This is a genomic window from Rhodococcus sp. WS1 (assembly GCF_003797745.1).
Classification (GTDB): domain Bacteria; phylum Actinomycetota; class Actinomycetes; order Mycobacteriales; family Mycobacteriaceae; genus Rhodococcus_F; species Rhodococcus_F erythropolis.
Window position 1 is genome coordinate 1073751 of record NZ_RKLZ01000002.1, and the last position, 25584, is coordinate 1099334.

Annotated in this window: 24 protein-coding genes; 13 read left to right on the plus strand and 11 right to left on the minus strand. The window is 61.9% G+C overall.

The genetic code is table 11. The annotated features are described in order from the left end of the window. Positions 1-46 precede the first annotated feature (46 nt). Together EEB12_RS17510 and EEB12_RS17515 are read left to right on the plus strand one after the other, a co-directional pair. Positions 47-1624: an acetyl-CoA hydrolase/transferase family protein gene (locus EEB12_RS17510; protein ID WP_410055710.1), complete on the plus strand. Its 1578-nt coding sequence runs from the start codon at positions 47-49 to the stop codon at positions 1622-1624. 60 nt (positions 1625-1684) lie between these two features. Beyond that, positions 1685-2320, plus strand: a complete 636-nt coding sequence (locus EEB12_RS17515) for a TetR/AcrR family transcriptional regulator (protein ID WP_031333860.1) — start codon at positions 1685-1687, stop codon at positions 2318-2320. On the opposite strand, the gene EEB12_RS17520 is transcribed toward EEB12_RS17515, so the two are convergent. Continuing rightward, complete coding sequence (locus tag EEB12_RS17520; RefSeq protein WP_020971159.1) at positions 2321-3670, minus strand: MFS transporter; 1350 nt, start codon at positions 3668-3670, stop codon at positions 2321-2323. A gap of 375 nt (positions 3671-4045) precedes the next feature. Here EEB12_RS17520 and EEB12_RS17525 point away from each other — a divergent pair, with 375 nt between their 5' ends. The 4 genes from EEB12_RS17525 to EEB12_RS17540 are packed head-to-tail and all read left to right on the plus strand — an operon-like array spanning position 4046 to position 8416. Next, the gene (locus tag EEB12_RS17525) at positions 4046-5623 is read left to right on the plus strand and encodes an AMP-binding protein (RefSeq protein ID WP_141488218.1); all 1578 of its coding nucleotides are present in this window, start codon (positions 4046-4048) and stop codon (positions 5621-5623) included. A 19-nt stretch (positions 5624-5642) separates the two neighbouring features. Further along, positions 5643-6026, plus strand: a complete 384-nt coding sequence (locus EEB12_RS17530; protein WP_042953202.1) for a Zn-ribbon domain-containing OB-fold protein — start codon at positions 5643-5645, stop codon at positions 6024-6026. Next, entirely contained in the window at positions 6019-7149 is a 1131-nt protein-coding gene (locus EEB12_RS17535) for a thiolase family protein (RefSeq protein ID WP_003942932.1), read from the plus strand. Before EEB12_RS17530 ends, EEB12_RS17535 begins: the two co-directional genes overlap by 8 nt. 55 nt (positions 7150-7204) lie before the next feature. Next, positions 7205-8416 carry a PucR family transcriptional regulator gene (locus tag EEB12_RS17540; protein ID WP_021345888.1) on the plus strand — a complete coding sequence of 404 codons (1212 nt, stop codon included), beginning with the start codon at positions 7205-7207 and terminating at the stop codon, positions 8414-8416. Here the strand turns inward: EEB12_RS17540 and EEB12_RS17545 are convergent, their stop codons facing one another. Then, positions 8417-9244, minus strand: coding sequence for an SDR family oxidoreductase (locus EEB12_RS17545; RefSeq protein ID WP_141488220.1), 828 nt, complete (start codon positions 9242-9244; stop codon positions 8417-8419). A 171-nt stretch (positions 9245-9415) separates the two neighbouring features. On the opposite strand from EEB12_RS17545, the gene EEB12_RS17550 reads away from it, so the two are divergent. After that, a complete protein-coding gene (locus EEB12_RS17550; RefSeq protein ID WP_141488221.1) occupies positions 9416-10648 on the plus strand; it encodes a PucR family transcriptional regulator in 1233 nt (410 codons plus the stop codon). A 4-nt stretch (positions 10649-10652) separates the two neighbouring features. Here the strand turns inward: EEB12_RS17550 and EEB12_RS17555 are convergent, their stop codons facing one another. Further along, positions 10653-11000, minus strand: coding sequence for a hypothetical protein (locus tag EEB12_RS17555; protein WP_020909514.1), 348 nt, complete (start codon positions 10998-11000; stop codon positions 10653-10655). A gap of 225 nt (positions 11001-11225) precedes the next feature. Between EEB12_RS17555 and EEB12_RS17560 the strand changes: the two genes are divergently transcribed. Together EEB12_RS17560 and EEB12_RS17565 are read left to right on the plus strand one after the other, a co-directional pair. Beyond that, positions 11226-12311, plus strand: coding sequence for a TerC family protein (locus EEB12_RS17560; RefSeq protein WP_141488222.1), 1086 nt, complete (start codon positions 11226-11228; stop codon positions 12309-12311). 175 nt (positions 12312-12486) lie between these two features. After that, a complete protein-coding gene (locus EEB12_RS17565) occupies positions 12487-13416 on the plus strand; it encodes an alpha/beta hydrolase (RefSeq protein WP_031330713.1) in 930 nt (309 codons plus the stop codon). Here EEB12_RS17565 and EEB12_RS17570 read toward each other — a convergent pair. From EEB12_RS17570 to EEB12_RS17590, 5 genes are all read right to left on the minus strand, one after another. Continuing rightward, positions 13399-14070: a Dabb family protein gene (locus EEB12_RS17570; protein WP_042953197.1), complete on the minus strand. Its 672-nt coding sequence runs from the start codon at positions 14068-14070 to the stop codon at positions 13399-13401. The two genes, EEB12_RS17565 and EEB12_RS17570, sit on opposite strands and share 18 nt — an antisense overlap. Beyond that, positions 14063-14410: a hypothetical protein gene (locus EEB12_RS17575; RefSeq protein ID WP_019745797.1), complete on the minus strand. Its 348-nt coding sequence runs from the start codon at positions 14408-14410 to the stop codon at positions 14063-14065. The genes EEB12_RS17570 and EEB12_RS17575 overlap by 8 nt, the downstream gene beginning before the upstream one ends. A gap of 45 nt (positions 14411-14455) precedes the next feature. After that, on the minus strand, positions 14456-15973 hold the full coding sequence (locus EEB12_RS17580; protein WP_030243841.1) for an MFS transporter: 1518 nt from the start codon (positions 15971-15973) through the stop codon (positions 14456-14458). Between the two features lie 132 nt (positions 15974-16105). Beyond that, positions 16106-17569: a benzaldehyde dehydrogenase gene (locus EEB12_RS17585; RefSeq protein ID WP_141488223.1), complete on the minus strand. Its 1464-nt coding sequence runs from the start codon at positions 17567-17569 to the stop codon at positions 16106-16108. 93 nt (positions 17570-17662) lie between these two features. Beyond that, the gene (locus EEB12_RS17590; RefSeq protein WP_019745794.1) at positions 17663-18553 is read right to left on the minus strand and encodes a LysR family transcriptional regulator; all 891 of its coding nucleotides are present in this window, start codon (positions 18551-18553) and stop codon (positions 17663-17665) included. 123 nt (positions 18554-18676) lie between these two features. On the opposite strand from EEB12_RS17590, the gene EEB12_RS17595 reads away from it, so the two are divergent. From EEB12_RS17595 to EEB12_RS17605, 3 genes are all read left to right on the plus strand, one after another. After that, complete coding sequence (locus EEB12_RS17595; protein ID WP_019745793.1) at positions 18677-20044, plus strand: NAD(P)/FAD-dependent oxidoreductase; 1368 nt, start codon at positions 18677-18679, stop codon at positions 20042-20044. A 79-nt stretch (positions 20045-20123) separates the two neighbouring features. Further along, the gene (locus tag EEB12_RS17600) at positions 20124-20876 is read left to right on the plus strand and encodes an IclR family transcriptional regulator (RefSeq protein WP_141488224.1); all 753 of its coding nucleotides are present in this window, start codon (positions 20124-20126) and stop codon (positions 20874-20876) included. 99 nt (positions 20877-20975) lie between these two features. Further along, the gene (locus EEB12_RS17605) at positions 20976-22163 is read left to right on the plus strand and encodes a 4-hydroxybenzoate 3-monooxygenase (protein ID WP_141488225.1); all 1188 of its coding nucleotides are present in this window, start codon (positions 20976-20978) and stop codon (positions 22161-22163) included. Between the two features lie 29 nt (positions 22164-22192). Here the strand turns inward: EEB12_RS17605 and EEB12_RS17610 are convergent, their stop codons facing one another. The 3 genes from EEB12_RS17610 to EEB12_RS17620 form a co-directional block, all read right to left on the minus strand. Next, the gene (locus tag EEB12_RS17610; protein ID WP_135000518.1) at positions 22193-22432 is read right to left on the minus strand and encodes a nuclear transport factor 2 family protein; all 240 of its coding nucleotides are present in this window, start codon (positions 22430-22432) and stop codon (positions 22193-22195) included. Between the two features lie 72 nt (positions 22433-22504). Further along, on the minus strand, positions 22505-23827 hold the full coding sequence (locus EEB12_RS17615) for a ClC family H(+)/Cl(-) exchange transporter (protein WP_141488694.1): 1323 nt from the start codon (positions 23825-23827) through the stop codon (positions 22505-22507). A 114-nt stretch (positions 23828-23941) separates the two neighbouring features. Then, positions 23942-24562, minus strand: a complete 621-nt coding sequence (locus EEB12_RS17620) for a LysE/ArgO family amino acid transporter (protein ID WP_020971145.1) — start codon at positions 24560-24562, stop codon at positions 23942-23944. 75 nt (positions 24563-24637) lie between these two features. Between EEB12_RS17620 and EEB12_RS17625 the strand changes: the two genes are divergently transcribed. Continuing rightward, a complete protein-coding gene (locus EEB12_RS17625) occupies positions 24638-25531 on the plus strand; it encodes a LysR family transcriptional regulator ArgP (RefSeq protein ID WP_020909504.1) in 894 nt (297 codons plus the stop codon). Positions 25532-25584 lie beyond the last annotated feature (53 nt).

Here is a 25584-nt window from a genome sequence, read left to right on the forward strand (position 1 = left end):
GCACGTCGGAGCGATTCTGTCTGGGTTATCCCCGTAAATCGCTCCGATGTGCCCTGTTTATCCTGGTGGCGTGAGTTCATCTTTCGGTGAGACCGGACACAAAGCCACCTCCAGCCGCATCCGCGCCACAGCCTTTGCGTCGAAGGTGATGGCCGCGTCCGACGCTGTGAAGTTCATTCACCCCGGCGACACGGTCGCGATCAGCGGTTTCGCAAGCGCCGGTACTCCCAAGGTGATCATTCCGGCACTGGCCGAGCGCATTCACCACACCCGCGGCAACGGATCGAACTTCACGATCAATCTCCTGACCGGTGCTTCGGTGTCCACCGAGACCGAAAGGCTGCTCGCCGAGGTCGACGGAATCGCGCTGCGTATGCCGTATCAGTCCGAGGCCACCGCGCGTCGCCGCATCAACGACGGTCGCATGGACTACGTCGACATCCATCTCTCCCACGTTGCTCAGCAGGTGTGGGAGGGCTACTACGGCAACGTCGACGTCGCGGTCGTCGAAGTCGCCGGTATCACCGAATCAGGTGAACTGATTCCCTCCGCGTCGATCGGCAACAACAAGACGTGGCTCGACGTCGCAGACAAGGTCATTCTCGAAGTCAACTCCTGGGTGCCCGAGGCGATGGAAGGCATCCACGACGTCTACTACGGCACCGCGTTGCCGCCGCATCGCAAGCCTCTCGAGATCACCCGCGTCGAAGACCGGATCGGCCAGACGACATTCCGAGTGGATCCCGCGAAGGTTGTGGCCGTTGTCGAGACCGACTGCCGAGACAGCGCGAGCCCTCTCACTGCACCCGACGCCGTCAGTGAGGCGATCGCCGGCCACGTCCTGGAATTCTTCGACTTCGAGGTGCGCGCCGGACGGATGCCGGCGGATACCTTGCTTCCGCTGCAGGCAGGCATCGGCAATGTCGCAAACGCGGTGCTCGGCGGTCTCGATCGGGGGCCGTACCGCGGCCTGACCTGCTACTCCGAGGTCATCCAGGACGGGATGCTCAAGCTGATCAAGGACGGAACCGTCGCGCATGCGTCGTCGACGGCTTTGGCGCTCACCGACGAGGGCATCGAAGAACTGACCGCGAACATCGACTTCTACCGCAACCACATCACGCTCCGTCCGCAGGAAATCAGCAACCACCCAGAGGTGGTGCGCAGACTCGGAATCATCGCCATGAACGGCATGCTGGAGGCCGACATCTACGGCAACGTGAACTCGACGCACGTCATGGGGACGAAGATCATGAACGGAATCGGCGGCTCGGGGGACTTCGCCCGCAACGGCTACGTGTCCATGTTCCTGAGCCCGTCGACGGCCCGCGGCGGTGAGATCTCGGCGATCGTTCCGATGGTTCCGCACGTCGACCACACCGAGCACGACACGCAGGTGTTGGTCACCGAGCAGGGGTTGGCCGATCTGCGCGGTCTGTCTCCGCGGCGACGCGCGCGCCTGATCGTCGACAACTGTGCTCACCCGGAGTTCCGGCCACTGCTCCGCGATTACATCGCTCGCGCCGACGCTCAGCCGGGCGCGGGGCAGACGCCGCACATCCTGGGCGAGGCATTCTCGTTCCATCAGCGGTACATCGACACGGGTTCGATGCGCTTGTCCTGACCTTCCGATCGGTGCTTGTACGATCTTCGGACGCCGAGCAAATCAGGAGTGAAGAGCGACATGGCTCGACCGTCGAAACCGTTGATCAGCCGAACCACCGCAGTTGCCGCAGCAATCTCGATTATCGATGCCGAGGGCTTGGACGCTTTCAGCCTTCCGCGTCTGGCTAAGTACCTCGACGTCAAAGCTCCGTCGTTGTATCACCATTTCTCCGACAAGAACGAGATTTTGACGGAGGTTGCGCGAGCAATCGTGTTCGAGACCAGGATTCCGCGTCAGCCCGCGTCAGGTGATTGGCAGGACTGGGTTGTCGCGTACGGCTTGAACTTTCGGGATGTGATTCTGCGTCACCGCAATGCCGCGCCGGTGATGTTGCAGTTTCTTCCGCGAGACCTCGTGACTGACATGTTCGAGGCTGCAGCAGATTACCTCGAGGGTTCGGGAGTTCCTGTGCGGCTGCATGTTCAGATCCTCGACGGCCTCGAGAAGCTGACCTTGGGTGTCACCCTCACTGAGGCGATGAGGCCCGAGGCCAAGCGTTCCGCCGTTTTTGCCAACGTAGATCGAATTGCCCACCCGGTTCTCGACGCCGCGCTGAAGTCGAATCAACGTACGCCCAGGCAGTTGTACGAACAGATGATGCGAAGTTTCCTCTACGGGGTTCTTCACGCCGACCAGGTGGATAACTCGATCTGATCAAGCGGCAGGTACAGATGCCTTTTCGCCGTCGACGGCAAGGGCGACTGATTCCTTGGTATTGCGAACCTGCGCGTATGCGATCGTTGCGGCGGCGAGCAGGGTCGGTACGACGAAGAGGAAGAAGATGGATTCCGTCGTCCAGGATCGGTCGACGAGTAGACCGATCCCCAACGGCGTCACGATACTTCCGATGCGGCCGAGTCCCGCTGCGATTCCGAGAGCGGAGACACGTGCTTCGGGGCGGAAGAGGATCGGCACCATGACATACAGGCCGGTGTAGGCCGCGGTCATACACAGCCCGAGCAGAGCTGACGCCACCAGCGCGGGGCTGAGTTGAGTCGAGACCAGAGCGAGGACGCCGAACAGTAGCGAGCCGGCGAGGATGAAGCCCATCGTGATCCACATCGAGGCGAATCGAAGGGCAAGGCCGGCGAAGACCAGCGTTCCGAGCGCGCCGCCGAGCGAGAACATCAGTCCACCACTGATTCCGGCGTTGTTGGACATGCCGGCAAGCTTGAGAAGTTTCGGTGTCCAGGTATTGCCGAAGAAGTATGCGATGTTGACCAGGCCGAAGACGATGCATGTCGTCGCCAGGGCCCAGGACTTCAGGTGAGCAGATCCGGAGACGTTCGGTGACCGGCGCACGGGTGTCGTGTGATTGCCCGTGGCCGGGACTCCGGTCAGTTTCATCTTGGAAATCAGTTCGTCCAGCTTCTTTCGCGACGACTCGGTTCCCTTGGCGGCGAGGAAGTCCGGCGATTCAGGGATTCCGAAATAGGCCACGCCCGCCATTATCGCCGTGACGACCGCGCCGAGCAGGAATGCGGAGTGCCAGCCGTACGTCGACATCAGCACCGCTGCTCCGGCGCCGCCGAGTACACCCCCGAGTGGAATGCCGATTGCGAACAGCGCGATGAGCGTCGAGCGCTTGCGTGCAGGTGCGTACTCGCCGACGATGATCGGCGAACTCGGGATGATGCCGCCCATACCGACGCCGGCCAGCAGACGCGCAAGCGCAAGTTGTGTGACGTCGCCGCTCGCTGCGGACAGTAGAAGACCGACTGTGATGACGACCAGCGAACCGATCAGCAGGGGGCGGCGCCCGTATCGGTCGCCGACCGGTCCCAAGGCGATCGAGCCGACCGCCATGCCGATGAGGCCGGCGCTGAAAAGCATGCCGGACTGGGTGCCGGATATTCCCCAGTCGTCCGTGATCGGCAGTATGGCGAGTGACATCGAAAGGATGTCGTATCCCTCGGCCATGTTGACCAGCGTGCACAGAAGGATTACCCGTATTTGGAGTCTGCTGAGTGGAGACGCATCGATCAGTTCGCGTGCTGAAGCCATCGTGTTCCTTAGGCGGAAGGGGTGGTTGCGGGTGTGACTTGGCTTGTGCGCTCGGGTGATGTTCACCAGCAGCAGTTTTCGAGTGGACACTGAATCGATGTGCCTCAAGTCACATCGGTTAATCTAACGCAGTTCGGTTAAATGGTCAATGCATGCGCCTTCGGTAAACCTAATGGCGTATGGTTTAGTGTACGAGACGGGATGATTCTGCTGAGTCTGTTCGACTGTTAGCTCTATTCTGTTGTTGTGCAACAGTTTTGCGGTTTTCGGTGGTTGACAGGTCGGCCGGGGGAGCTTACGTTTCGCCGAGATGTAAACAGTTACTGACAACTTCCTGGGACGCTGCGGCCCGCAGGAAGGAAGGAATGGTTTCCCATGGCCCTCTCCGATTTCTTCGACCAAGGGTGGAGCGTCGATCCCGCTGCCATCGCATATCGTCACGGCGACGTCGACTGGACGTTCGAAGAAGCGGGTTCGCTGTCCTGTCGTGTCGCGAACGCGTTGCTGCGAGACGGAATGAAGCCGGAAACGAAGATCGGCGTTCTCTCTCCCAATGATCCAGCGGCGTGGTTATGCGTCATCGCTGCCTGGCGTGCCGGTGGAACCTGGGTGCCTCTCAACCCGAACAGTCCGATCACGGACAGCATTGGATTCGTCAACCAGTTCGATTGCGAGATTCTCTTCTATCACCCTGCGCTTGCAGCAGCTGTAGACGAGATTCACGCTGCAGTCGGCGACCGCATCCAGTACATCCGCCTCGAAGGAGCAGTGGACTCCGCCGAGTGTGTTCGTGACTACGCCCGCGCTTTGACGGACTGGCTCGGCGATTCTCCGTCGACGCATCCGAGGGTCGACGTTCCGCAGGATTCCGTGGCGATGATTTCGCCGACCGGCGGTACGACAGGCGCTCCCAAGGGCGTGATGAACACCCACCGCAGCTTCTCGATGTGTGTTGCGCAGCTGATGCTTGCCATGCACTATCGCGCCGACGAGAAGGTGGTCAACCTCGCGGCTGCCCCCATGACGCACTCCGCCGGAATGCTGACCCTGCCGGCAACTGCCCGCGGCGGCGCCGTCGTCGTGTTGAAGCGGCCGGATCCGGAGACCCTGCTCGAGTCGATCGACCGATACAACGTCACCGACCTGTTCCTGCCGCCCACCGTGATCTACCGGTTGATCGAACATCCGGATCTGGCGAACTACGATCTCACGTCGCTGCGGTACTTCCTCTATGGTTCTGCCCCGATGTCGGCCGAGAAGCTGCGCAAGTGCTTGAAGGTTCTGGGTCCGGTGATGATCGAATGCTTCGGCCAGACAGAAGCTCCCGGCTCCATCAGTTTCCTGCGCCCCGAGCAGCACTTTGTCGACGGCGAGATCGCCGACGACGCCCGATTGCTGTCTTGTGGTCGGCCGTCGCCATTGATCAGAGTCGAAATCCGCGACGACGAAGACAACGCGCTTCCGAGCGGTGAGCGTGGCGAAATCTGCGTACGCGGAGACCTGGTCATGAAGGGGTACTACAACAACCCCGAGGCGACCGCCGACACCATACGTGACGGTTGGCTTCACACCGGCGACATCGGATACCTCGACAACGAAGGGTTTCTGACGCTCACCGACCGCAAGAAAGACATGATCATCTCGGGCGGATTCAACGTCTTCCCAGCTGAGGTCGAGCAGGTGATCTGGTCGCACCCCGCTGTGCAGGACTGTGCCGTCATCGGCATTCCGGACCCGGAATGGGGCGAGGCGGTCACCGCTGTCGTCGAGCTCAACGAGGGCGCAGAAGTAGGTGCCGACGAGCTGATTGCTCTGTGCCGCAACAAGCTCGGAGGTATTCGTAGTCCCAAGCGAATCGACTTCGTCGAACGACTCCCGCGCAGCGTCAACGGGAAGGTCCTCAAGAAGGATCTCCGAGAACTCTACTGGGCTGATCAGGCTCGACGAGTCTGAAGAACAGGACTGACGAATAATGCACCCTTCATTCGACGATGCCGCCCTGCGATGTGAAGGCACGAGCATCAGACTGCTGGCTTCGCAGTGCAGTCGGTGCGAGAACATCAGCTTCCCTAGCCGTGAGCGTTGCGCCAAGTGCTACGCCCCGGCGACCCAGATCGAACTGGCCGAGTCCGGTACCGTCTTATCGCATTGCACTGCAGCATTTCCGATTGCCGGAGCGCAACCTCCCGTGACCATCGCGCAGGTGCGTATCGGTGACGCCGACATCGAAATTCTGGGAGTCAGTGCCGATCCCGTTCGAATCGGCGATGTGGTTTCCGTTGTTCCCCGGAGTGCGGGCACGGAAGACTCACTGTTCACGACATACGGTTTCGAAAAGGAGTCGCGCGATGCGTGAGGTATACATCTCGGGCGTCGGAATGACGCCGTTCGTTTCCAAAACGACGACACCGCCACATGTTCAGGGTGGACAGGCGTTGAACGCGGCCCTCGGGGATTCCGGACTGGACTGGGCTGAAGTCGGCCTGCTCGTGGTCGGTGCCGTCGGTACCGGAATGTCGACCGCTCCGCTGGTTCTGCACGAAATGGCGTGGACCGGGATTCCTGCTGTTGCGGTAGAGAACGCATCAGCTACCGGCACAGCGGCTTTCGAGCAGGCCCGCGCTGCTGTGGCATCGGGGCAGGTGGAAACTGCCGCGGTGGTCGGAGTCGGAAGCCTAGGTGCTCTCTTGATGAGCCGCGCTGCCGAAGGGGAACGTGAACCGGACTTGATTTCTGTATCCGGCATGGCAGTTCCTGCTGTTCCGTTTGCGTTGATGAAGCAGGCCCGCATGCATCGACACGGCGAATCGGCCGACGCCAGCCTCCTGGTGGTGGAGAAGAACCTCTTCAATGCAAGCCGAAACCCCATGGCGCAGCGTAACAAAGCATTGACGATGGACGAGTTGAAAGCTGCACCGATGCTGGTGGATCCGCTCCGGCGCGTCGAATCCTGCCCGATCGGTGACGGCGCAGCGGCAGTCGTCATCACCAGCAGAAAACTCGCGAACGCCAGTCGGGCAGTCCGAGTGGCTGCCGCCGTAGCGGAGACAGACAAGTGGCACGGGGCTGCCGCGTTCATGCCTGATCTCGGTGTGACCAAGCGGGTCTCCGCCCGTGCCTACGAGCAAGCCGACATTCGCCCCGACAACGTCGACGTCGTAGAGGTTCACGAGGCTTTCAGCGTCGAAGAACTGCAGTACATCGAGGATCTCGGGTTGGCGGCGGAAGGGAAGGCGTCGTTCGCGATGGCAGACGGCGATTTCCACATCGGAGGCCGTGTCGCGGTCAGCCCCAGCGGTGGACTGATCGGCCGTGGGCATCCCGGTGGAGCGACCGGCCTGTCCCAGTTCGTCGAGATCACTCAGCAGATTCGTGGGCAGTCCGGGGTCCGTCAGCACGACGGTGCGCGGATCGGATTCGCGCAGATGATCGGAGCCGGCGGAGTGAGTTACGCGCACATCCTGGTCGGCGAAGACTAGCGGTTCCGGTACGACAGTCCCCCCGCCTTCGGAACGTGGTGGAAGAATGCGGGGGGTGAACGCAACCGGAGTACCCACAGAAGTGCTTTCCCGGGTAGCCGCGGCAGGGGCGGACGACGCCGGTGGCCTACCCGTCGAACTGCTGGGTGATTTCCTGGACGTGCTCAGTGTCGCCGTATGCGAGGGGAAGCCGCTGCAGCGTCGTCAGCTGCATCGTTTCCGCGCCCGTGGTGAAGAAGCGGCGCAGCAGGGTGTTGCCCTGCGAGCCCTGCTCGATCTGTATCTCTCCTCGGCCTGGCGCCTGTGGCGTGAGCTCCCCGCTGTTATTGCGGCACAATCGGATCCGACTGCCGTGGTCTCGGCCGGCGAAGTCATGCTCCGCGCCGTCGACGATGCCGTCGCCGAACTGGCCGAAGGATTCCAGTTGGCCAGGCGTTCTCTGGTCCGCTCGCAGGTATCGGCACGCCGTGAGTTCGTCGACGACCTGTTGACCGGTGGAGCCGATGTCGTCGGATTGTTGGGTCGTGCTTCGGGATTCGGTCTCCACCTCAGCGGTCCGCATGCCGTCGCGGTGGTGACCGCGACGCGCGAGTTCACCGACGACAATCCCTTGGTGCGGGCCGTCGAACGTGCCGTGCTCGGCAGCAAGGGTGACGCCGACGCGCTGGTTGCCAGCAAGAGCGGCAAACTGGTCGTCGTTTTCGCGGCGCCGGACCGTGATGCCGTCGACCACGTGCTGGCGGGTATTCGGTCGGCTCTCGGACCGGGAACCGATGACGACGGGCGAGTTCAGTTGCAGCGGCGTGCTTTGGACGGCACCTGGCAGATCGCTGTCGGGCGCCCTCGCACCACCGCTTCGGGCGTCGTGGCGTCGTACCGGGAGGCGCTCGACGCACTGGACCTGGCGCAGCGCCTGTCGTTGACCGCACCGATCATCGATGCTCGTGACCTGCTGGTCTACCGCGTTCTGGTCAACGACAGGCCGGCGGTCACCGACCTGATCCACACCCTGCTCACGCCGCTGCTCGAGGCGCGCGGCGGCGCTGGGCCGATGATCGACACCCTGCTCGCGTACTTCTCCGCCGGCGGCAATACGGCAAAGACCGCCCGAGACCTGCACTTGTCGGTCCGGGCGGTCACGTACCGCTTGGACCGTATCCGTGAACTCACCGGCCAGAACGTCAACGACCCCAACGACAGCTTCGCGCTCCACGCTGCCGTGTTGGGCGCGAAGTTGCTCGACTGGCCGGCCACGGAGCTGGCCTGATCAGCTGGTGCGCGCCCGTTCCTCGTAGGCAGCACGGGCCGCGGTGTCGACGTCGCCGAGAAACTGCGTCTCGACGCCGAACAGTCGGCTCAATGCCTCGTAAGGCCGTCGGGGTACGAAACCCTGTGCCTGGACAAGCAGTCCGGACACTCGCGTAATGCGCACGCGTGGTCGAGGTTTGGTGATCAAGCCGACGATTGCTTCGGCGATTTCCTCCGGCTGAACCTCACGGAAACCCTTCATTCCCGAAGTCCTGGAAGTGAGTTGGGTGTTGGTGAGCGTCGGCAGTACGGACGAGACGTTCACTCCGGTGCCACGAACTTCCTTGCGGACAGAATCGGTGAAGCCCAACACCGCATGCTTGGCGCCGCAGTACGTCGACAGACCGGGGCACGGGAGTTCGCCGGCAAGCGAAGCGATGTTGATGACGTGTCCACGTCCACGTGGAAGCATCCGTCGCAGTGCGAGTTTGGTTCCCGTGATCACGCCGAGGACGTCGATCTCGATGATGCGTCTGGTCACGGTGTCGTCCTCGTCGACGATCCGTCCGACCGGCATGATGCCCGCATTGTTGACCAGTACGTCGATCGGGCCGAGTTCACCTTCGACGGTGTCGAGGAAGTCGAAGAACGACGCGGGGTCGGTGACGTCGAGACGCCCGAACGTACGGATGCCCAAATCTTTTGCAGCCTGCGCGAGAGTGGCTTCGTCGATGTCGCCGATCGCGACCCTCGCGCCCAGGCTGATGAGCCGTTTCGCGGTGGCGTATCCGATGCCCCTGGCGCCACCGGTGATGACCACTACCTGACCGTCGAAAGGCTTGTTCATATCGCGAGCGTCTCCAAAAACTAGAGGGATGGGATTGCAGTGACGTAAATCTGCAGCGACGTGAAACTGCAGTGAGATGTGATTGTGGACCAGTTGAAGTTGGTTAGATAGGGCTTGTTGGCCCAACCAAGGCGATAGATTTATGACTAAGTCACAATTCGGGGAGGCGCCATGGACACATCGGAGTTGGACGGCTGGATTGCGAATCTCGCACCCATCTATCTCCAGCCGGAGGTGATCGACGGTTTCGTCCAACGCATCGACGACGCCATTGCCGAGGCCAATCCCGAGGTGGCGGCTGATCGGGAGCTACGACGCGATGTGGATGCGAGCACCGCGGCGCAGCTCCGCGTCATCGTGGCGGCGATCGCGGGCGGTTCCCAGGAGGTCACGCCGCCGGCGGAGTCGGTTGCGCTTGCACTCACCGTCGCTCGGCGCGGTATGGATCTTCGGGTCCTGCTCAAGATCTACGGCGCCGGACGCCTCGCGATGCTGGGCTTCGTCGACGAGTCGATAGAAGCACTCCCGATAGGTCCGGAACTCAAACGCGCACTTCTGGTTCGAGTGTGGGGTTCGGCGATGAGATGGCTGGAAGTGACCACCGAATTGTTGGTCGCGACGTACGCGAAGGAGCGGGAGAGCTTGGCGCGCGGCGCTTTTGCGCGTCGGTCCGAGACGGTGCACGCGATTGTCGCGGGCGAAGCCCTTCACTCCGACGAAGCGTCCCGGATCCTGGACTATCCGATGCGGCGCCACCACACGGCGTTTGTTCTCTGGACGGACGACACCGACCCGGCTGCAGACGTATTGGCGCGGTTGGACTCGTACGCCCGTACCTTTGTGGACGAGTCCAATGGCGAGCGTGTTCTGACTTTGCCTTCGGGCGCGCGTGAGCTGTGGTCGTGGGTCGCGCATTTCGACGGCCAGGAGTGGGCGTCACATGTTGATGCCCGGCATTCGGATCTTCGCGTTGCAGTGGGAGCGAGCGGTTACGGAATGGAAGGATTCGCTCGCAGTCATCGCGAGGCGCTCGCCGCGCAGCGCGTGGCGGTCCGTTCCGGGGGCTCGCCGGGTATCACCGTCTACGAGGATGTTCAGGTTCCCTGTCTGCTCACCGAAGATCTGGGCGAACTGCGTGGGTTGGTGGCTCGGGAACTGAAAGGCCTGGCCGGCGCGGACGGCGTCACGACGCGCATCCGTGACACCGTCCGGGTCTACTACGAGAACAACTGCACCGCGGCCGCTACTGCCGCAGCCCTCGGCCTGCACAAGAACACCGTGCGGTATCGACTCGATCAGGCCGAAAAGCTACTGGGTCGCAGCGTCGACCAGCGTCGGCTGCCGACGGAGTTGGCCCTCATCGCACTGGAGAGCTACGGAGCCACCATCGCGCCGGCGCCGTGATTCGCTACTGCATGTCATCGAGTCCGGGGAGCGAGTAGCCGGAGTTGTCATCCCAATCTGCGGGGGTGTCGTCGAGTGAAACGTCCCAGTCGGCGTCGGGCACCGCTCGCCGGAGTTCGGTCAGTGCGTTGAACCAGTAGACGAGTGACGGAATCACCTCGGTCGGATCGCTCGAGATCTTGGTCGAGCCGTTGAGCAGAGTGTTGGGGATATCCGACGGGTAGAGGTCCAGGACCTCGTAGTCGAACGGAAATTCGTCGTTGTGGACGGCGATGAGTCGGTCGACTTCGGCCTTCTCGTCGTCGGTCAGCGGTGTGGAGCGGACGGCGGAGTAGTACAACGAGGTGCTCATGTTTGCCAGGCTAGAACAAGTTGCCTTCCAACGGCGGTTTCGGATGCAACACCTTTAGATTGCATGATCTCGGCAACTTTAGATACAAAAGTCGTCGATATTTCGACAGGGATGGATAGAAGTCGGCAAGGAACACTGGAGAAGACGGCGAGACGGCCGTCCGAACCCAGTGAAGGAGCTCCCCGTGACCGCAGTCATCAGTGCCATTCGGGTAGGTGGTCAGCGATGAACGTTCCCATGTGGGCGTGGGCCGCGTTCGCCGCAGTCATCGTCGTCATGTTGCTCATCGACTTGCTCGCCCACCGCGGCGCGCATGTCATCGGCTTCAAGGAAGCGGCCTGGTGGAGTGCACTCTGGGTCGGTTTGTCTCTCGTGTTCGCGGTGGTTGTCACCCTGACCTTGGGGGTGAACTCGGGCGTCGAATTCACAACAGCCTGGCTGTTGGAGAAGAGCCTCTCGGTCGACAACCTCTTCGTGTTCGCCCTGATCTTCGGTTACTTCAAGGTGCCCCGTGAGTACCAGCACCGTGTGCTGTTCTTCGGTGTCATCGGCGCCCTGATCTTCCGCGGAATCTTCCTCGCTGCCGGCGTTGCCGTGGTCAGCAAGTTCACGGCCGTCCTGTTCGTCTTCGCCGCCATCCTGCTCTACAGCGCTTACAAGCTGCTCAAGGACGACGACGAGAGCTTCGATCCGGGTACGTCGCTGGCAGTTCGCCTGCTGCGCAAGATCATGCCGGTTCGCGAGGAATACGCGGGAACCAAGTTCTTCGTCAAGGAAGCCGGAAAGCGCGTCGCAACACCGCTGTTCGCCGTCGTCGTCGCCATCGAAGCCGCCGACCTCGTGTTCGCAGTCGACAGCGTCCCGGCAGTCCTGGCAGTGAGCGACGACCCGTTCATCGTGTACTCCAGTAACGCGTTTGCGATCCTGGGTCTGCGTGCCCTGTACTTCCTGCTCTCGGGTCTGCTCGAGAAGTTCCACTACCTCTCCAAGGGTCTGTCGATCATCCTCGCCTTCATCGGCGTGAAGCTGATCATGCAGGCCAGCCACAAGGTGATCAGCACGTCGATCCCCGAGATCCCCTCGCTGGTCAGCCTCGCGGTGATCATCGTGGTCTTGGCAGGCTCGATCATCCTGAGCCTCAAGAAACCGCTACCGCAAGAGCCTGAGGCCGAAGAGGTTGCGTCCGGTGAGGCACCGGTCGACCTCGAGAAGACAGGCCCGAATGGGGGCGTCGAGTCTTCCGACATCGCACTTGCTGCCGGCGAGCACGACGACGATGACGACAAGGTGGATGCTCGCAGTAGGAGCTGACGCCTGATCGGCTGAACCGAATCGAAAAGGGAGACCACACAACGAGGTGTGGTCTCCCTTTCTGTTTCTCACCGCTTCTCGCGACCAAACAGACCACTGATCGGGAAGGTGTGTTCTCACTCGGCCGCGCGCGATCTACCTTGGCGGATGCCGACGTCCGAGATCAGGAGTGCACATGACAATTCACGCGGAAGTCATCACCATGCTGGCCACGCTCAACGCCGCATTTCCGGATGTCACCAGCTTCGAGCCGTCGGAGTTACGTGCTCTGCTTCGGAATCGACGCGCCCCGTTGGAGCGGCTTCCCGATTTGCGTACGGTCGAAGATCTCGCAATCGAGGGCCCCGGTGGAGATCTGGCGATCCGTGTCTACCGCCCGCACACTTCCTCCGACGCCATACCGCTGGTCGTCTTCGCTCATGGCGGAGGCTTCGTGTTCTGTGACCTGGACAGCCATGACGAATTCTGCCGGTCCATGGCAGAAGGGGTTGGCGCCGTCGTCGTCTCCGTCGATTATCGTCTGGCCCCTGAGCACCCCGCGCCGGCAGCACACGACGACGTCTACGCCGCATTGGAGTGGGCGGCGAAACACGCGGCACAGTACGGCGCAGACCCGAGCAAGATAGTCCTTGCCGGCGACAGCGCGGGCGGCAATCTTGCTGCGACAGTTGCCATCGCCGCCCGCGATCGTGGGGGGCCGGCGGTTGCGGCGCAGGTTCTCATCTATCCGGTGATCGACGACGATTTCGACACCGAGTCCTACCGTCTCTACGGTACCGACCACTACAACACGACCACGGCCATGAAGTGGTACTGGGACCAATATGCTCCCGAACGCCGAGATGACGTGCGGGTGATACCCACTCGGACAGAGTCGTTCGCCGATCTTCCCGCGGCTGTTGTCGTGACAGCCGAGCTGGATCCGCCGTGCTCGTCCGGTGACGAGTACGCGAAACTGCTTGCCTCGGCCGGCGTCCCCGTGCAGCATCATCGCTTCGACGGGTTGTTTCACGGGTTCCTCACTATTCCGTCATTGTCGCTCACAGAGCCGGCACGCCAGAAAGTTTGGGCGATGATCCGCGAGGTATCAGCCGCCGCTCGATAGGATCTCGTCGCCCAGTTCACCGAAGGTATGGCAGATTCTTTCCCGCACAATGACTTCGGTGCATTCGGGATCGAACCATCGATCAACGACGCCCCAGTGGATCGGATGATCGAGGTATTGGGTCTGCAGTGATTCGAGGTCGGTGAACTCCTGCTCCCACACATGGGTCCACGGTGCTTCGTCACATGCAGGTGTTGCGCCGGTCGCCGCACTCACCCGACTGAGTCGCCAGGCAGCGATAGAGGAGATATGCCCGGGCATCTTCAGCAGGTCACTTTCGAACTGTTCGATTTCGTCCTCGGAGGTAGTGGGTTCAACGCGAATCAGCAGCGCTCGGTACACCCCGTTCGGGCCCGTGGCGCGCGAGCGACCCTCGGTTCCGGAAACGTACTCGGCGCCGTGAAAGCGTTCGATGGCATCGTGGTGAAGTTCTGCGTCGACGGAATCGCTAACGGCTCGCCACGCGGCTTCATTCGCGAACTGAAGATAAACGATCAGATCTCCGCCGTTGATGGCGCCGGGCAGAGTAGCGGTGACGAGATGGCGAACTGCGCCCGACGATTCTGCCACTGCCGCAATGGTGTTCACCGCATTCGCCCAGCCGTCCGAGTCCGTGCTGTCGGCAGCAAAAACAACCCTCGTGACGTTATACATCGGCCAGTGCCTCGACGTCGTCGGCAGCAGCAGCCATGGTGCGGCTACGTTCGCAGATGAGTGGTTCCATGGCATCCCACCACTGCCGAAGCGTGGTGTCGCCGCGACTCAGACGAGTCATTGCCCACCAACCGGAGGCTCCGTCGACGGTCCACGTGATAGTGACGACGTTCGGTTCGTACTCGGACCACAACGGCGGACTGACAAGTATGTTGTCGAGGGTCAGGCTGCGTCGCCGGGCGTTCGGCAGGTAGCCGGCACGCCATTCGTCGACGAACTTCTGCCCGCATCCGGGATTCGTGACGATCCGGTCGATCACGTAGAGAGTCTCACCTGCCATGTGCGCAGGCTACGTTCCGTCTAAGTCTCTGCGGTACTACCGATCTCACGCAGCGGGAGGTTGTTCGGAAGCGGACGGGGAGCGTGCCGGTCGCAGCCCCAGCCACCCCACCAGTCCCACCAGAACGAAGGCAACGCCCGCGGTCGCGAACGTGACGGTGAAGGCAGATTCGCTTGGCATCGCCGGAACCCCTTCGGGGAGGTTCGCGATTGTCATCGACGCCAGAATCGTTGTCACTACTGCGCTGCCGATGGCGCTGCCGGTGGAACGTGAGATCGAGTTGATGCCGTTGGCGATGCCGCTCTGATGATGCGGCACATTGGACATGATGATGGCGGGCATGGCTGCATAGCCGAGGCTCAGGGCGGCGCCGATCACCATGCCCGCACCGATGACCGACGCGGTGTGGGTGTGGTCGAACGCGAGCCACGCAAACGGCACCGCGCCCAGGATCGCAGTGAGTCCCAGAACGAATCGCGGCCCACGCAGCCTGATGAGACGACCGCCGATCGGGGCGGCGATCAGCGAAACTATCGCGCCAGGCAGCAGGAATTCGACCGACGCACGCAGAATGCTCGCGTCGAAGCCGTATCCGGTGAGATCGCGGGGAAGTTGTGCGAGATACGAGATCCCGAGGAAGTTCGCGAACATGCCGAAGCCCACCACGACGCCGGCAAGATTTGCCATCATCACCGGGCGGTGGACGAACATCCGCATGTCGACAAGCGGTTCGTCGACGATCTTCTCGATCCATACCCAGACTGCGAACATCACGATCGAGGCCACAAAAACACCGACGGTCAAGGGTGACAACCACCCCCATTGGTGGCCTTGAGAAATCGCCAGAAGAAGCAGAAGTAGTGCCGCGCCCAGACTCAGCGCACCGATGAGGTCCACGCGCCCACCGCTTTTGTGCGTGGTGGGCGGGACCAGCGTGGCGACGGCAATCAAGGCCAGCACTGCGAATCCGGTGGCCATCCAGAAGGCGTTGCGGTAGTCGGCATCCGGAGCCGATGTGAGCAGACCGGTGGCCACGAGGGCGAGACCGCTGCCGAACGCGAGAGTTCCGCTGACCAGGGCCATGGCGCCGGGAAGCTTCTGTGGTCGTATCTCTTCGCGCAAGACCGAGAGTGCGAGAGGGAAGATCGCGGTGGCTGTTCCCTGGAGTACACGGCCGAGGATCAGCAGTGGCAGATTGTGCGCCAATGCCGCGACAATCGAACCGATCACCATGACGACGAGGACGCCGACCAAGGTGCGCTTCTTGCCGTGCTGATCGCCGTAGCGTCCCAGCAGGGGAGTGAAGACGGCAGCGGAAAGCAGGGTCGCCGTCGTCACCCAACTGACGCCGGCGGACGAGGCTCCGAGGTCGGACTGAATCCGTCCCAGGATCGGAACCGGCAGCGTCTGCATCATCGAGACGATCATCGCTGCCAGGCTCAAAGCGCCGATGATCACGGCCTCCCGGCGCGGCGATCTTGCTACGGACTGGTCCGGGGAATCGGTGGCAGTTGGCGTGGCGCTGGGGCTCGCGGCACTGCTCGTCGTAACTGTGTTCGTCAACGGGTCCTTCTCGGGAACAACAAGAGAAAATGCTTAATGTGGCGAAGTAATTTTCTCTGGATGGTAAGTCCGCGAGATCGATCCCGTCAATGCTGGTCAGCGACCGAGTGGGACATGCCCTGTGAATTCGTTCTAGAAGGGGTATACCGGGAGTGCGCTTTGCGCCGTCACCCATTGTGTTTCCGTGAAGGCATCGAGGTTTGCACCGATACCGCCGACACGGCCGCCGTTACCCGAAGACGCCATGCCGCCGAACGGGATGACGGCTTCGTCGCCGACCGTCTGATCGTTGATGTGGACCAGGCCGGTGGGAATCTGTTGGGCGAGTTCGAGTCCGCGCATCGCGTCGGAGGTCAGAATGCCCAGCGACAACCCGTACTCGGAATCGTTGGCTATGGCGACGGCTTGTTCGACGGTGGCGAAGGGGGTCACCGGTGCGACCGGCCCGAAGACCTCGTCGGCGAAGGCAGGCGCGGTGAGTGGGGTGTCGGCTAGCACGGTGGGCCGGTAGAAGAGATCCTCGTAGGTGCCGCCGGCAGCCAGTTTTGCTCCGGCCGCGATGCTTCCGTTGACCAGAGAGTGGATGTGGTCGCGTTGTTTGGCGTCGATGATGGGTCCGAGTGCGACCTGACCGGTGAACGGGTCGCCTACCGGAAGCTTGTCGGCGTGTTCGGCAAGGAGTGCGGTGTAGTCGGCGGCGATACTTTCGTGGACCAGTTGGCGGCCGGTGGTCATGCAGATCTGTCCCTGGTGCATGAACGATCCGAAAGCGCCGACAGATGCGGCCTTTTCGAGGTCGACGTCATCCATGACGATCAGCGCATTGTTGCCGCCGAGTTCAAGATGAGCGCGCTTGAGATGGCGGCCCGCCAGTTCGCCGACCGCGCGTCCAGCTCGGGTCGACCCGGTGAATGCGATGACGCGAACGCTCGGATGAACCACGATTGCCTCACCGGCGTCAGCGCCGCCCGGCAGCATGCTGAACACTCCGGCGGGCAAGCCTGCTTCTTCGAAGATGCGAGCGAGAACCACACCGCCGCAGATCGCCGTGCGCGGGTCAGGCTTGAGAATCACCGAATTGCCCAGCGCCAGTGCGGGAGCGACTGCACGGATCGACAAAATGATGGGGAAGTTGAACGGCGCGATGACGCCGACGGTTCCGACGGGTACGCGACGAGAGAAGCTCAGCCGAGGTTGCTCCGAGCGCAGAACCTCGCCGACAGGGTGTGCGGCCAAAGCTGCTGCGTTGTAGCACTCTTCGGCAGCGGTATGGGTTTCCAGCCCGGCCTTGGCCGGGATGCTGCCGGCCTCGCGGATTACCCATTCGCCAATTTCGTCGGCGTACTGCTCGAACAGTTGACCGGCGCGGCGTAGAACGGCGGCTCGTTCAGTGTATGGTCTTGCCGCCCAATCCTTCTGAGCTGCAGTAGCTTTTGTTGCAGCGGCTGCCACGTCGTCGGGTGTTGCCATGCCGACCGTCGTCAACTGCTTGCCGGTGGCCGGCTCGACGACAATACGATCGTCGGCGCTACCGCGAACCCATTCGCCGTCGAAGATCTTCGATTCCCACACAGATTCGCTCAGCAAACGCGTCATGGCCGCTCCTCGGTAAAGGGATGCAACCGCGCGCCGCATCACATGGTTGTTCATCACGTTGCTCTGTGAGGGGGGTCGATCGCCATCGCACTTTCACTCAGTGAAAGACGGATTCATGGCGTCCTTGAGTGCTTGGATCAGATCGGCGAACTCGGCGGAGTGGGTAGCGCCGCTGCGGGTCACTCCCGAGACGGGAATTCGCAAGCGGCCGTGCGATTCTCGCATGAAGCTGATTCCAGCGCGCGGAGATTCGCCTGCGGTGATCGAATAGAGCAGGGTCCAGGCGCGCGGGTTGGTGATCACGTCCAGCGTGGCTGTGTGATCGCTCGGAATTGCGGGGCCCAGTTGGACGCGTCGATCGATCTCGCGGAATGCGTCCTCGACCACCTTGTGAATGAGCACCTGACTTTGGCGCGGCGGCAGGAGCAGGGGATATGCGGCCAGATCATTGAGGTCGACGCTTTGCTGGCCGGCTAGGGGGTGTCGGCTCGACATGACGACGAGAAGATCTTCGACGCCGAGGTCCAAGGGTTCGAGTCCGGGGCGGTCGACGCCGCCGCGAATCAGGGCGATGTCCGCGTCACCGGAGGCCACAGCATCCATGCGGTGGGCAAAGCTCTTGATGACGAACTCGACGTCCAGGTCCGGATGAAGTTCGCGCACGTGTGCGATGGCGTCCAGCGTCTGAGCGGCAAAGCTCATGTTTCCCGTGATTCGGATCCGGGCTCTCGGGTCTCGTGCGACGGAGTACGCCATCGTTTCGAGACTGAGGACTTGCTGCGCGATGGGCACCAGTCGCGATCCTGCCGGGGCCAGGCGAACCGCCCGGGTCGAGCGCTCGAAGAGTGTCGCCCCGAGCTCCTTCTCCAGTCGTGCGACCTGATGGCTGATCGCCGACTGCGAGATGAAGCAGCGTTCGGCGGCGCGACTGAAGCTCAGTTCCTCGCTCACGACGAGAAAGTACTTGAGTTGGCGGAAGTCCATGAGGACAGCTTACTTATGAGCAATCGAGATAACAGTCTTGCGAATACTCCAGCTAGCTGGACCCGACCCATGATCAGTCCATACCGTAATAGTCATACTTTCAATTTGGTTGAGGAGTTCGTTGTGGATAGAACAGCTGCGGGTCGCGCCGACATCGACGCGACTGGACACGAGAAGACTCAGGTTGTGATCGTCGGTTCGGGATTCGGAGCCCTCGCCGCGGCCAAGACCCTCGCGAAGTCCAAGACGCCGTTCGTTCTCATCTCCGCCACCACCGAGCACCTCTTCCAGCCGTTGCTCTACCAGGTGGCGACGGGTGTCCTGTCGGCCGGCGAAGTTGCTCCGCCCATCCGCACTATCCTGCAGAAGTACCCCAACGCCGACGTCCGCCTCGGCCGCGTCGTCGAGGTCAACGCCGAAGAGAACACCGTCGTCTACGAAGCCTCGGGCACCCGCCACACGCTCGGGTACCGCTCGCTCATTGCAGCCACCGGTGCCACGCAGGCGTACTTCGGGCATGACGAGTTCGAAAAGGTCACCTACAAGCTCAAGACCGTCGAGGACGCCGAGGTACTGCGTAAGCAGATCCTGCGTTGCTTCGAGGAAGCGCACACCACCAACGACGCGCTGGTTCGCCGTAACCTGCTGAGCTTCGTTGTCGTGGGTGCCGGCGCGACCGGCGTCGAGCTCGCCGGACAGATCAAGGAACTGGCGCGTCGCTACTTTGCGAAGGCCATCAACAACATCAGTGCCGACGAGGTCACGGTCACCATGGTCGAAGGCGCCGGCGTTGCGCTTCCGGCCTTCGGCGGCAAGCTCAGTGAGTACACGCAGGCCTCGCTCGAGAAGTCGGGTGTCGAGGTAGTCCTCAACACCATGGTCACCGCCATCGACGAGCATGGTGTCACCGTCTCTTCGGCAAAGACCAAGGAAGAGAAGCGCATCGACGCCGAGACCGTCATCTGGTCGGCCGGTGTACGCGCCAACGACTTCGCCGCAGTGCTCGGAGAGGCAACCGGTTGTGAGAGTGACCGCGCAGGTCGTCTGCTCATCAATCCGGACTTGACCGTCGGCGGGTTCGCCAACGTCTTTGCCATCGGCGACATGACTTCGCTCAACGGTCTGCCCGGTCAGTCGCCCGTTGCGATGCAGGGTGGCCGTCACGCCGCGAAGACTGTGAACGGAAAGGTCAAGGCCGGAACGCCTTTCAAGTACTTCGACAAGGGCAGCATGTCGATCATCAGCAGATTCAGCGCTGTATGTCGCGTCCGCAAGGTCGAGTTCAAGGGCACGATCGCCTGGTTCATGTGGCTGGCCGTGCACGTGATGTATCTGGTGGGCTTCCGCAACCGGTACGTCGCTGTGATGTCGTGGTTCGGTTCGTTCATCGGTCACCGTCGTCCGCACTTCCACTACGCGCAAGAACCGATGAAGATCGAGGCCGCGCCGCCGGTGACCGAACGCGAACCGGAATTGGCGCACTCCGCGTAGCTCCGCACCGCCTGAACACGTTTCGCCTGATGCCAGTCACAGTGGATTCTTAGTGGCACTGCCCTGTCACACTGTGTGAATGGCATCAGGCGACCGTTCGTTGATCGGCCGGGCATTTATCGTGCTCGGTGCCTTCGACGCGAAATCGCCGCGGTTGACGCAGTCGGAGATCAGTCGTCGCAGCGGTTTACCTCTGCCCACCGTTCATCGGCTGTGTGGGCAGTTGGTGGCTGAGGGCGCACTCGAGCGTCGGAGTGACGGCAAGTACCAGGTCGGAGTGCGGTTGTGGGAGATCGGCGCTCTTGCTCCCGGGGCGCACGGGCTCAGACAGGTGGCGTTGCCGTTTCTCGAGGACCTGTACGAGGTCACCCGGGAGAATGTGCAGTTGGTCGTTCGTGAGGGTACCGAGGCGCTGTACCTCGAGCGCTTGTCCTCGCGTAGTGCCGTCACCGTTGTCGGTCGGGCCGGGGGAAGATTGCCGTTGCACGCGTCCAGCGGTGGATTGATTCTCCTCGCGCACGGCGGAACCGAGCTTCTCGACGACGTCCTCCAGGCCGGTCTCGAGTCGTTCACTCCCAAAACCATTACGTCCGAGCGGATTTTGCGAGCAACTCTCGACGAGATCAGACGCACCGGATTTGTCGTCTGCCGTGAGTATCTGAACGTCGGAACCCTTGCCGTCGCCGCTCCGGTACGCGATGCCGGCGGCAATGTCGTCGCAGCGGTCTCGACAGTTGTTCCGGTGGAGCAGGATCCAGCTCCGTTACTGCCGGCCTTGGTCGCGGCCGCCCGTGGAATATCACGCGGGCTCGGTGGCGGCGGGCTCGAGTAGCTCTATTTCAGTCTTTCACTGAGTGAAATTGCAGCTGTGCAGGGGAGTGGTCGTGGTCGATGGTGGTCTCAATCGTCACTCACCTCAGGAGTTCTCTGTATGTCTTCTTCGCGCACCCAGGTCGGAATCGTCGGTGGTGGTCCCGCCGGGTTGATGCTCTCGCATCTGTTGCATCTGAAGGGAATCGATTCGGTAGTCCTGGAATGTCGCACCCGTGAAGAGGTAGAAGGCACCATTCGTGCCGGCGTGCTCGAACAGAACACGGTTGATCTCATGGTCGAGACCGGACTCGGTGATCGACTGAAGCGGGAGGGCCTCGAACATCACGGAATCGAGCTGCGATTCGGCGGGCGAGGGCACCGAATCGCGTTCGACGAACTGACCGACGGGCGCGCAGTCACGGTGTATCCGCAACACGAGGTGCTCAAGGATCTGATCGCGCGACGTCTCGCTGACGGCGGGGACATTCGATTCGGAGTGTCCGACGCGAAAGTGCACGATCACGAATCGGATCGCCCGAGTATCACTTTTGTCGATTCGGACGGAAACGACCAGAAGCTCGAGTGCGCCCTGGTGGCCGGTTGCGACGGATCACGTACGCAAACGCGAAAGCTGATTCCCGAACCGTCGATCCGAACGGATCATTTCCGCCAGTATCCCTTCGCGTGGTTCGGCATCCTGGCCGAGGCTCCGCCGTCATCGGAAGAATTGATCTACGCCAACCATGAGCGTGGGTTTGCACTGATCAGCACGCGGACTCCCGAGGTGCAGCGTCATTATCTTCAGGTCGATCCGGACGACTCCGTGGACAACTGGTCCGACGATAGAATCTGGGACGAGCTGCACATGCGCGTCGACGGCGAGGGCGCAGAGATCAAGGACGGCAGGATCTTTCAGAAGTCGATCCTTCAGTTCCGAAGCTTCGTATGCGAACCGATGCAGCACGGCAACCTGTTTCTTGCCGGCGATGCGGCGCACACCGTGCCGCCGACCGGTGCGAAGGGAATGAATCTCGCGATCGCCGACGTTTACGCTCTGGCGAAGGCAATGGACAGTTTCTTCACCTCGTCCGACCGAAAGATGTTGGACGGGTACACCGAAACGGTGCTGCCGCGTGTGTGGCGGACGCAGCACTTCTCGTGGTGGATGTCGTCGATGCTCCATCGCTTGCCAGGCGACAGCGGTTTCGGGCATCGCCGTCAACTGGCCGAGTTGGACATGGTCACGCGTTCGGTCGCCGGACGAACGCTGATCGCCGAGAACTACGTCGGAACACCCTTGATCTAGAGAGTTGTCGCAGATTTTGCGGTGCGTAATCAGTGGAGCGGGGTGCCTTGATGGTGTACCAGTTGCCATCCGGCCGGGGCGCGGCGCCACAGGGATGTGCGCCGCGCTCGACGCACGCCACGGAGTGAATCCCACTGTGTCAGGACGTATCCGTCGTCGATGATGCGACCGGTCAAGTTGTGAACTTCGATGCCGTCGCTGTCGATGGGTTCGTTTCGCAGTGATTCAACGGTCGACGGTAGGTCCCAGACGCTACCCGACGCGCCTATCTCGGTGAAGACTTTGTGGGGTCATGAATGCTCCTCTGCCTACGCATTGGTCGGGCACGATGTCGATCGTGATCATCGCAGAGGTGGGTGTCGAGTTTCCAACATCCGTTCTCGGAGACTGTCGTAGATAGGTGCCGACCCTGCCGCGGTGGCGACGAATACCGCTGCCGCAGTGGCAGCGAGCATCGGAATTAGCGTCGACGTCACCGCTGTCATCTCGACCACGATCACGATGCCGGTGAACGGTGCGCGCACTACAGCGCCGAAGAAGGCAGCCATGCCGATGGTGGCCATGGTGACCGTGAGCCCGGCGTCCACTCCGGGCACGAAGCTCGACAGTCCGGTGAAGATCGACCCCCAGAGTGCACCGAGTGCGAGTAAGGGAGCGAACAGTCCGCCGGGGGTTCCAGCGGCATACGAGAGCGGGCCAGTGAAGAACCGAACCGCCAAGTACAGCAGCAGGATCGGCAGTACGAAGGTCCTTCCGCTGACGATCATCTGTGCAAGAACGTCGCCGCCCCCACTGGCCAGCGGGTCGAGGAACAGCGTCAGGCCGATGGTGGCGCCGATCGTTGCGCCGATGACAGTCGGCGGGATCCTGTCGAGTCGTGCAACGGCGTCGAGTAGACCCAGAATCAAGCGGTTGTAGGCGATACCGAGTAACCCCGTGAGGATTCCGAAGACGACAAACAGCGGCAAGAGTGCGAGTTGAGGCGTCGGGACGGTGCCGACCTCGAAATCGGGTTGGTCACCGATGACAAGTCGTGCACAGCCCACCGCGACCGAAACACCGAAAAGTGTTGGCAGCACGGTGCGCAGCCGAAATGAGTGCGTCACCTCCTCGCAGACGAACAGTGCCCCGGCGATCGGCGCGTTGAACGCGACGGCGAGTCCTGCTCCGGCCGTGGATGTTTGCAGCATGGCGACGTCCGGTTCGGCAAGGCGGGCCCGCCGTCCCGCTTCTGCCCCGATCGCCGCACCCATGTGTACGGTGGGGCCCTCGCGGCCGAGAACCAGACCGGAGCCGATCGCCAAGAGGCCGCCGATGAATCTGGCAGGCACGAGATTGATTCCCGGCGGTTTCGCTTCGCCGCGGGACACCGCCTCGACGTGCTGGATGCCGCTTCCCTTTGCGAGGGGTACTCGTCTGACGATCAGTACGGCCAGCACGGTGCACAAGGCCACCAGGACGACCGGTACGAGCCACCCGACGTACGGAACGTGATGCGCCCAGTTCACGATCGTCCGACGGAGTTCGTCGGCCCTGATCAGACACCAACGGAATGCGCCGCCGACAAATCCGACCCCGACGCCGGCGACCGCAGCGAGAAGGCACAGCAAACTCAGTCCGCGGTTGGAGTCACGCGGTTCGGTGCCGCCGTCGTCCTCGGTCATCGTGATCAGCCCTACCTGATGGTCACAACTCGCGACAGGTGAATTGAGCTTGCTCACCTTGGACGGTAACCCATCCCGATACCCGCAGTGTCGGATCGAGGTTGTGCAGCCGAGTCACAATTCGACAAGCAGGCTGATTCCGAGAACCGCCATCATCACGGCGATCAGAGCGTCGAGAATCCGCCAGGCGTTGGGTTTCGCAAAAAGCGGCGTCAGCAGACGTGCGCCGTAACCGAGGGCGCTGAACCACACCACACTCGCGGTGATGGCACCGGCCGCAAACCACCAACGTCCGATTTCGCCGCGACCGTTGGCAATTGAACCCATGAGCACCACGGTGTCGAGGTAAACATGTGGATTGAGCCAGGTGAGAGCCAATGCCATCGTGACGGCGGCCAGCCTCGAACCGTTGCCGTGCTGATCCGGCGCCAGCGTCTGGGGTCGAAGCGCCCGCTTGGCGGCGAAGATTGCATAGCTGAGGAGGAAGACCGCACCGGCGATACGAACGAACGTGATCAGCGACGGTGCGTGTTCGAGGAGGGTCCCGATTCCGCTGATGCCTGCAAGGATCAGAATTGCGTCTGACAACGCGCACACTGCGACGATCGGGAGTACGTGCGATCGCGTCAGACCTTGGCGAAGAACAAACGCATTCTGGGCGCCGATTGCGACGATCAATGACAGTCCGACTCCGAAACCGACGAGGGCCGACGCAGGGTCGTTGGTGCTGAGCATGTTGTCGAGCCTGCCGCGCAGATATCATTCAGTCCAGCTAATGATTCTTAGGACGCATCAGAGTAGCTTCAGATTATGTTGGATTTCGAGCAACTGAGGGCATTGCACGCTGCGGTCGACGAGGGAACCTTCGAGGCGGCGGCGCGGAAGTTACACATCACGCCTTCGGCGGTCAGCCAGCGAATCAAAGCTCTCGAGACCTCGGTTGGCCGGATCCTGGTGCAGCGCACCAAACCCATCCAGGTCACCGATTCCGGGAGAGAAGTCCTGCGTCTTGCCCGTCAGATAGACGCACTGTCGCGTGACACCGTGCGAGAACTCGGTTTGGAAAACGGTTCGAACACCTTCGCCCGCGTCTCGATCGCGGTCAATGCCGATTCGCTGTCCACTTGGGTTCTCGGGGCCCTCGCGGAGTTCACGCAAGAAGTCAGTTTCGATTTTCATCTCGACGATCAAGACCACACCACCGAACTGCTGCGCGACGGTTCGGTCATGGCTGCCGTCACGTCGGTTGCGTCACCGATTCAAGGGTGTACCTCCAGTCGGTTGGGCATCATGCGGTATCGGCCGATGGCGAGCGCAGAGTTCTGCCGTCGCTGGTTCGCAGATGGTGTCACGGCCGAATCTCTTTCGGAGGCGCCGCTGGTGGTGTTCAATCGCAAGGATCTGCTGCAGGATCGGTACCTCGATCAAAAGGTCGGCCACCCGGCAGATCCGCCTCGCCATCTTGTTCCGTCATCGGCAGACTTCGCGGACGCCGTCAGACGGGGATACGGGTGGGGGTTGATACCGGACCTGCAGTGCGGCGAAGACGATCGCGGCGGAGTGCTGATCGGATTCGATCCGGACTTCGTGGACGACGTTCCGCTGTACTGGCAGCAGTGGAAACTGTCGTCACCCGTCTTGCGCCGGATCTCCGAAGTGGTGACCCGACGCGCTCACGAGGTGTTGCATCAGCCCTCGATCTGATGTTCGCCGCCCTTGCGGCGTTGTGCTCAGGGAACAAAGAACCTGGATAAGTT